At 71.6% G+C, this 6,795-nt stretch carries 6 protein-coding genes; all 6 read right to left on the bottom strand.

The window, feature by feature from the left end; translation table 11 throughout:
- Positions 1–63 precede the first annotated feature (63 nt).
- Complete coding sequence (locus CG719_RS16725; protein WP_100569445.1) at positions 64–1,215, bottom strand: pectinesterase family protein; 1,152 nt, start codon at positions 1,213–1,215, stop codon at positions 64–66.
- Between the two features lie 93 nt (positions 1,216–1,308).
- The gene (locus tag CG719_RS16730; protein ID WP_100569446.1) at positions 1,309–2,628 is read right to left on the bottom strand and encodes a pectate lyase family protein; all 1,320 of its coding nucleotides are present in this window, start codon (positions 2,626–2,628) and stop codon (positions 1,309–1,311) included.
- A gap of 133 nt (positions 2,629–2,761) precedes the next feature.
- A complete protein-coding gene (locus CG719_RS16735; RefSeq protein WP_100569447.1) occupies positions 2,762–4,102 on the bottom strand; it encodes an ABC transporter substrate-binding protein in 1,341 nt (446 codons plus the stop codon).
- 144 nt (positions 4,103–4,246) lie between these two features.
- A complete protein-coding gene (locus CG719_RS16740) occupies positions 4,247–5,107 on the bottom strand; it encodes a PmoA family protein (RefSeq protein ID WP_100569448.1) in 861 nt (286 codons plus the stop codon).
- The gene (locus CG719_RS16745) at positions 5,104–6,351 is read right to left on the bottom strand and encodes a Gfo/Idh/MocA family protein (protein ID WP_100569449.1); all 1,248 of its coding nucleotides are present in this window, start codon (positions 6,349–6,351) and stop codon (positions 5,104–5,106) included. The genes CG719_RS16740 and CG719_RS16745 overlap by 4 nt, the downstream gene beginning before the upstream one ends.
- A partial coding sequence (locus CG719_RS36465) for a carbohydrate ABC transporter permease (protein WP_234375619.1) occupies positions 6,348–6,795 on the bottom strand: 448 nt, incomplete at its 5' end. The genes CG719_RS36465 and CG719_RS16745, both read right to left, overlap by 4 nt.

The raw sequence follows: 6,795 nt of genomic DNA on the forward strand, positions 1-6,795 counted from the left end.
CCTACGCAACCCGCCGTTCACCTCGCCCGGTCACGCACCGTCAACACCGCCGCCACGACACCGTCAGCGCCCCCGCCACGGCGTCCAGTCGCCGAGATACGCCTCCCGGGCCGCCGCCCGGGCCTCGAACCGGGCGAGCTGGGGGCGGTTGGCCGGTACGGTGATCCGCGCACCGGGCCCGGAGTTGCGGTACTCGGCGAAACGCTGGTCCCGCCAGGGGTGCATATCCGACATATTGGCGTATGGCGCGACCGTGTCGACACCTGCGCCGAGCCATGTGTCACGGACGGTCAGCATCGGCCGGGCGGTCGTGTCCGAGCTGGGCACCCAGGGGCGGGCGAGCTTGTAGCCGCCGTCCGGGGCCCGGCTGGTGACCCGGCCGTGCGTGACCAGGTAGCCGCGCGGGTTGGCGACCGCGGTGGAGGGCGCGAAGACGAAGCCGTACGGCGGCGCCGCCAGGTCGGTGCGGTCCAGCGCGCGGAAGTGGCAGTGCTCGAACACCGCGGTCGCCCGGCCGAAGACGAAGTCGACGTCGCCCTCGACATGGCAGTGGGCGTAGTACTGGCGGGCGAAGGCGGTCAGGGACCTGGTGTCGGCGTACAGGGTGTCCTGGTGGCCGAGGAAGCGGCAGTGCCAGAACGCCGAGCGGTCGCCCTGCGCCTTGACGGCGACGGCCTGGGTGCCCGTGACGCCGGGGTGGTCCGCGCGCAGCCAGTCGTTGGCGAACGTGATCCGGTGGGCGGTGAAGCCGTCCGCCTGGACGGTCGTGGTGGCCGATCCGCTGGTGCCGTAGGTGCCGCCGTCGGGCCTGGGGGTGCCGGCCGCGTTGTCATACACGATCACCACGTCGCGGGCGTCGCCCGTGGCGCCGATCCAGGTCATGTCGGTTCGGGCGGTGTCCACCGAGACGGTCTCCCGGTAGGCGCCCGGCGCGAGGACCAGGGTCCAGCCGCCGCCGGCGGCCGCGTCCACCGCGGCCTGCACCCGGGTGAAGTCGCCACGGCCGTGCGGGTCGACGTAGAGGGTGCGCGGGGTGCGGCGGTCGGCCGGTGAGCCGTGGCGGCCGAACGGATGCGGCCGGGCGGCGGCCCGCGCGGGCACGGCCGCCGAACCGAGCGCGGCGCCGGCGGCGGCACCGGCGAGCAGCAGTCCCCTTCTCGACAGCCCCTTTCCGGGCAGTGACGGCGGGGACGGACGGAGGTGGGGCGAGGGCATGCGGGTGCTCCTTCGCGGGCGGGGTGGGCCGGGCGGGTCGACGGCGGTGGCGGGCCGGGCGGAGGACGCGCCCGGCCCGCCGGAAGGTGAGCGTCAGCGCAGACGGCCGGAGCCCGCCTGGTGGTCGACGATCCCGGGCAGCGCCTTCGGGTTGTCGATCCGGGTGCGCAGGGCCGGGGTCCAGTCCCCGCCCCGCTGGAGGATCTCGTCGGGCACCTGGGCGTTGTGCACGGCGATCAGGTCGGTGAGCCTGCCGTTGACGTAGTTGTGGGACTCGGTGACCGGCGAGTCCTTCCACTTCTTCAGGATCTGGCCCGCCCCGACGCCCCGTGCCAGCGTGAACGCGTTGTGCTCGGCGACGAGTTGGGACTCCATGCCGATGCCGAGGCTGTAGCCGAAGCCGGCCTCGGCCACGTAGTGGTTGTTGTAGGAGTCGACCTGCCCGAAGCGGACGCGCGGGGCCCGCTCGACCAGGTTCCTGAACAGGTTGTGGTGCAGGGTCACCTTGAGGTGGCCCCGGTCGATCGCGGCGGTGGACGCGCTGTCGCTGTTGCCGATGAGGATGGTCTTGTCGTGGTCCTCGAAGACGTTCCAGGAGACCGTCACGTAGTCGGCGCCCTTGACGATGTCCAGCTCGCCGTCGTGCTGCTCGAAGATCCGGCCGTAGTAGTACGGCAGGGTGCTGTTGGGGTGCTCGCCGTCGGTGAACGTGTTGTGGTCCATCCACACATGGGTGGAGCCGGTGATCACGGCGCTGTCGTACTCGGAGTTCCAGTTGCCGTCGGCGGTGTCGGTGGGGTCCCACTGCGGGAAGCAGTCCAGCGGGCTCTCCAGGGTGAGGTTGCGGACGATGACGTTGTCCACGTTCTTGATCTGGAAGCTGGCGCCCTTGAAGCCGGCGTCCTTGCCGACGCCGACGATGGTGGTGTTGGCGGGGATGTTCGCCTTGATGTACTTGTCCTGGAGGGCGGCGGAGGCACGGCGCAGGCCCTCGGGGCTGTTGTCGGGCTCACCGTCCAGGTTCCGCTCCCGCCCCCAGGTCTGTGGCGAGTAGGTCTCCAGGTAGGCGTCGAAGTCGTAGCCGGGCACCTCGAAGGCGGAGCAGCTCGGGCCGTCGGCGTCGACCATGCCCTTGACCTTGATGACCTTGGGCGCGCTGCCGCCCGCGGCGAGCGCGGCCTTGAAGCCGTCCCAGGTGGTGACGGTGTAGGTGTGGGCGGCGTCGGCCGTGGCGCCGCCGGTGGTGCCGGTGCCGTACGAGGCCCAGCCGTCCTTGGCCGCGAGCACCTGGCGGGCGGGGTCGGCGGCCCTGGGGGCCGCGGCGGCGGACGTGGTACCGGTGACGGCCAGTACCAGCGCCGCGCAGCCCACCGTCGTCGCGATGACGCGTGCATGACACTTTGAAGTACGCACTCTACGATCCTCTTTCAACGGGGAGTCGGGACGAGAAGGGGCGCGGGGAACCGCGCGCCCGGCCGCGGACGGTCCGAGGCCCGGATGCGACCTCGGGTTCCCGGACCGTCCGCCTTCGTTTCACCGGCCGGCGTCAGCCCTTGTTCTGCTTCCACTCGGCCTGCGCCTTGTCGAGCTGGTCGGCCAGCGTGTCCAGGAACTGCTTGGCGCTCATCTTGCCGAGCAGCACCTTCTGGAAGTTCGGCTCGTTGTCGGCCTTGGAGATGGTGTTCCAGTCGGGCAGGTAGTACGGGAGCTGCACGATCTTCGTGTCGGCCCCGTTCAGCGCCTCGGCCGCCAGCTTCGTCGGCTCGGCCTGCTGGATCCAGGCGTCCTTGGCGGCGTCGACGTTGGTCGGCACCTGCCCGGCGGACTCGTTGAACTTGGAGTTCTCCGCGGCCGAGGCGGCGAACTCGATGAACTTCCAGGCGGCCGCCTTGTTCTTGCTCGCCTTGAACAGGCCCAGGCCGTCGACCGGGTTGGACACCTGCACCCGGGTGCCGTCGTCCAGCGTGGGGTTCGGGACGCCGCGGAACTTGTCCTTGCCGAGGGCGTTCAGATGGTCCTGGTACGAGCCCAGGTTGTGGCTCAGCATGCCGATGGTGCCGCTGTCCCACTGGGCGACCATCTTGGTGAAGTCGTTGTTGACGTCGGCGGACGGGGTGTCCTTCTTGTACAGCGCGACGTACTTCTCCAGCGCCGTCACGTTCTTGGGGTCGTTGACGGTGGTCTTGTCGCCGTCCCAGAACGAGGTGATGCCGGACTGCCCGTACACCGCGTCCAGGGCCGGCGCGATGGATCCCTCGCCGCCGCGGATGGTGAAGCCGAACGCGTTCTTGCCCTTGTTCGTGAGCTTGTCCGCGGCCTCGTAGAACTTGCCCCAGGTGGTCGGCGCGTCCAGGCCCGCCTTCTCGAACAGGTCGGTGCGGTACCACAGCGTGCCGTTGTTCACCGAGGTCGGCACGTGGTACAGGGTGTCGCCGCCGCCCGCCGCCTTGCTGACGCCGAGCACGTTCTCGCTGAGCTTGCCGTTCAGCTCGCTCTTGGCCAGCCGGCCGTCCAGCGGCTCTAGGGCGCCCTGGGCGGCGATCTCGGCGAGCACCGCCGTGCCCACGCCGCCGACGTCCGGCAGACCGCCGCCCTGGATGGCGGTGTCGAACTTGGACTGGGCGCTCGCGGCCGGGATGCCGACGTAGTTGACCTTGATGTCCGGGTTCTTCTTCTCGAAGTCCGCGATGATCTGCTTCCAGACGTCGGTGCGCACACCGCCGTTGTTGTCCCAGAAGGTGATCTCGCCCTTGCCGGAGCCCTCGGAACCCTTGCTCTTCCCGGAGCCGCTGCCGTCGTCACCGCACGCGGTGGCGGTCAGCGCGAGCGCGGAACCCAGGACGACGGCGACGGCGGCGCGCCTGCTTCTACGGATGTTGATCTTCATTGATCAGCTCTCTTCTTCTGGATCCGACTCGGAGGTGGAGCGCGGTGCTTGGGACTTGGGGACTTGAGACGTGGCAGAACTCATCGGTAAGCGCTTGCTGAAGGGGTGTGCCACGGCGGCTCCCGGCTGATGACTGCGGGTGGGCTACGGCTCGTCGGGCATCGGGGACGACAGGGCCGCCTCGCGGGCCAGTTCCCCGGCTTCGTCCCGGCCGAGCCGTCCGTCGGCGACGACGGTGACGACCCGTCGCAGGACCGTCCCGCCCGGCTCGATCGCGATCCGTTGCTCCGCCGCCAGCGACGAGCCGACTCCCGGGTACTCCGCGGCCCGCACGAACCAGGGGTCCTCGCGGGTGGCGCCGGTGGCGCCGGCGAACACCAGCGTCCAGGTGCTGCCGACGAGGGCCAGCCAGTCGGCGCGGGTGCCGTGGGCCGCCGCCTCGCCGTCCCCGTCGGCGGTGAGCACGAGCGGGGGCTGCTCCTCCTTGCGGGCCCGCCAGAAGAAGCCGCCGTACGCCGCGCCGGGGCGCCCGTTGGTGGCGGGGCTGCCGATCGACAGCGCCCGCGGGGTGACGTTGGCGAGGGCGAAGGTGAAGTCCAGGGCCCAGGCGGTGGCGGTGAGTCCGGTGGCCGCGACGGTCCGGCGCTCGTGCAGCAGTTCGCGGCCCGCGGCCACCCAGCGCAGCTCCTCCGTGAACCGGTCGGCCTCGCGCAGCGGGAAGCCGGTGTGCCGCTGGGCGCCGTGGTTGTCCAGCTCGGTCGGGCCCCGGTCGCGCACGAAGGTGCGCCCGCCCCAGAAGTTGTGCCCCTCGACGTCGGGAACGGCGACACCGACGCCGAGGTGGTGGAGGTGATCGGCCGGGCCGAGTTCGGTGACCACCGTGCCGGCCAGGGTGGTGACGGGGTGCAGATACGGGCGCGGGGAGAGCCGGTCGGGCAGCTCGGGACGGGTGACGCAGCGCGCGACCGGGCGGCCCGCCACGCGCAGGACCGGGGAGTCCGTCATCTCACGGTCACCTCCTTCGGCAACGCCCAGTCGACGTCCAGTTCGGAGTACAGGGAGAGGGTGTCGGCGACGGCCGCGACGAGTCCGTCGACGCCGGGCACGACCCGGCGGTCCTCGCCGGCCGGGCGCCGCCAGGAACGGTCCGGCAGCGCGGCGGGGTCGGGTGCGGTGCGGATCGCCTCGACGACTCGCATGAAGGCGCCCGTTGAGGCGGGCGGGGCCAGCAGTCCCGCCCCGGTGGTCAGGTGGTCGACCAGGTTCTCCAGCAGGTCGGTGCGGCCGTACTCGAACTCCTCCGGGCCGTGGCCGGCCCGTTGCAGCAGCACCCGGTCCTGCTTGTACCAGAAGGTGATCCGGCCGCTGCTGCCGTGCACCATGACGTACGGGTCGTCGGGGCGCTCGGCGCACAGGGTGGCCGCGACGGCGGCCCGGCCGTGCGGGGTGGTGACGCGGACGCAGGAGGTGTCGTCGGCCTCGATGGCGTTGGCCCGCCACAGCTCGGTCTCGATGCCGGTGACGTCCTCGGCGCGGGTGGCGCCGAGCAGGGCGAGCGAGGTGGAGACGGCGTGGGCGAGGGGGTTGGTGAGCACCCCGTCGACCACGTCGACGCCGTTCAGACGGCGTCTGCCCGCCCAGGGCGCGCGCCGGTAGTAGGCCTCGTCGCGCGCCCAGGCGCCCGCCGCGCCGACCCCGTCGACCGTCCCGATCATGCCGTCGGCGACCAGCTCCCGGATCGCGGGCATCGCGTGCGAGCCCAGCGCCTGGAAGCCGATCTGGCAGGCGACCCCGGCCTCGGCGACCCCGTCGGCCATGCGGCGGAACTCCGCGTACGAGGGGGCGGGCGGCTTCTCCAGCAGCAGGTGGACGCCCCGGCCTGCGGCGGTGAGCGCCAGGTCGGTGTGGGTCGGGATGGGCGTGCAGATCACCGCGATCCGCGCGCCGGTGGCGTCCAGCAGGGCGCCGAAGTCGGCGGACTGCGCCGGGCTGCCGAGCCCGTCGGGGATCTCGTCCCCGGTCAGCGGGGTCAGCTCGCAGATCCCCACGAGCCGTACGAGGCCCCTCTCCTGGAGTCGGCGGATGTTGTCCAGGTGCCAGCGGCCATGACCGCGGGCACCGGCGAGCACGACCGGCAGGGGCGCGGTGGCGGCTGTCGGTGAGCCGGTCGCCGTCGGATCGGGGGTCGCCGTCGGATCGGGGGTCGCCGTCGGCGTGGTGGTCGCCGTGGGCGGCGTGGTGGCCGTCATCCCTTCACCGCCCCCGCGCTGAAGCCGGTGATCAGCCACTTCTGGATGAAGGCGAACACGATCACCACGGGTACGGCGGCGACGATGCCGCCGGCGGCCAGCGCTCCCAGGTCGACGCTGTCCGCGCTCATCAGGGTGTTGAGGCCGACCGGGATGGTCTGCTTGCTCTGGTCGGAGAGGAACATCAGGGCGAACAGGAAGTGGTTCCAGGCGTGCACGAAGGCGAAGGAGCCGACGGCGATCAGCCCGGGCCGCAGCAGCGGCAGGACGACGATCCGGAAGGCGGAGAAGCGGTTGCAGCCGTCCACCCAGGCGGCCTCCTCCAGGGAGGGGGGCACGTTCTTGATGAAGCCGCTGATCAGGATCATCGACAGCGGCAGCTGGAAGACGGTCTCGGCGATGATGACGCTGCCCAGCGAGTTGATCATCGACAGCTTGGCGAAG

It is taken from the genome of Streptomyces sp. CB01373 (genome assembly GCF_002803075.1).
Taxonomy (GTDB): Bacteria; Actinomycetota; Actinomycetes; order Streptomycetales; family Streptomycetaceae; genus Streptomyces.